The sequence below is a fragment of the Mesorhizobium sp. M0701 genome (assembly GCF_040320365.1).
Taxonomy (GTDB): Bacteria; Pseudomonadota; Alphaproteobacteria; order Rhizobiales; family Rhizobiaceae; genus Mesorhizobium.
In genome coordinates, this window is the sequence record NZ_JAMYPO010000127.1 from 1 (window position 1) to 704 (window position 704).

The following is a 704-nucleotide window of genomic DNA, read 5'->3' on the forward strand; positions in this document are numbered from 1 at the left end:
AATATGGCTCAACACCGGATAGTGCCGCACGACCGAGGGAGCAAGCATATCCGTCCGCGAAGCGGAACGGAGTGGGGGTGTGGGGGCGCAGGGCCCCCCGGGTGCGTGGGTTGGGGCCGCCCGCGCGGTGGGATTTGGAGGGAGGGGGGGGGGAGCCCCCCCGCCCCCACGTCTTCCTTCTGTTGGCGCCGCGCGCGCGATGGCATTTCGAGGCAGTGGAGCGCATGCCCGATGACAGGTTCCTCGCGAGCACCAGGCCGCGCACCATGAGCCGCGCTCGCCGTCTGTCGACCTGGTTGCCGCCGTGCTTGAGCGCGAGTGGTGCCGGTGGCCTGAAGGTCGCGACGAATCAACCGCCGGCCCAGTTCAACCCGCGCGACGTCCTTCAAAGCTGGGGGGATCGATCTTCATCAAGCGGTCTGCGGCTTCGACCGCAGTTCGTATCCTGCTGCACAGCGCGAGATTTTCCGCCAGCATTTCTTCAGTCCGTTGAAGCGCGAGCTCGGTCCGGTGGATGCGCTGCCTGGCATGGGCAACTTCCGATGTCAAAAGATCGGCCGCCATCCCGTGGCCGTGGGGTTCTATAGTGTCCATGGGTTTCTAATACATGGGGGGCGATATCGTTCCATGATGTCGGGCGAAACGGCGGGCCGCAGAAAAGCGCGATGGGCCGAATGACCAATGCGCTCCCTGTCAAAACAGCG

The 704-nt window shown here is 65.1% G+C and carries 1 protein-coding gene; it reads right to left on the bottom strand.

Features of this window, described 5'->3' with window-relative positions:
• Positions 1 to 366 precede the first annotated feature (366 nt).
• Positions 367 to 564, bottom strand: coding sequence for a hypothetical protein (locus tag NKI24_RS35845; RefSeq protein WP_352750936.1), 198 nt, complete (start codon positions 562 to 564; stop codon positions 367 to 369).
• Positions 565 to 704 lie beyond the last annotated feature (140 nt).

Coding starts and splice junctions, on each gene's coding strand:
- NKI24_RS35845 (WP_352750936.1), bottom strand. CDS start 564: ATGGCGGCCGATCTTTTGACATCGGAAGTTGCCCATGCCAGGCAGCGC.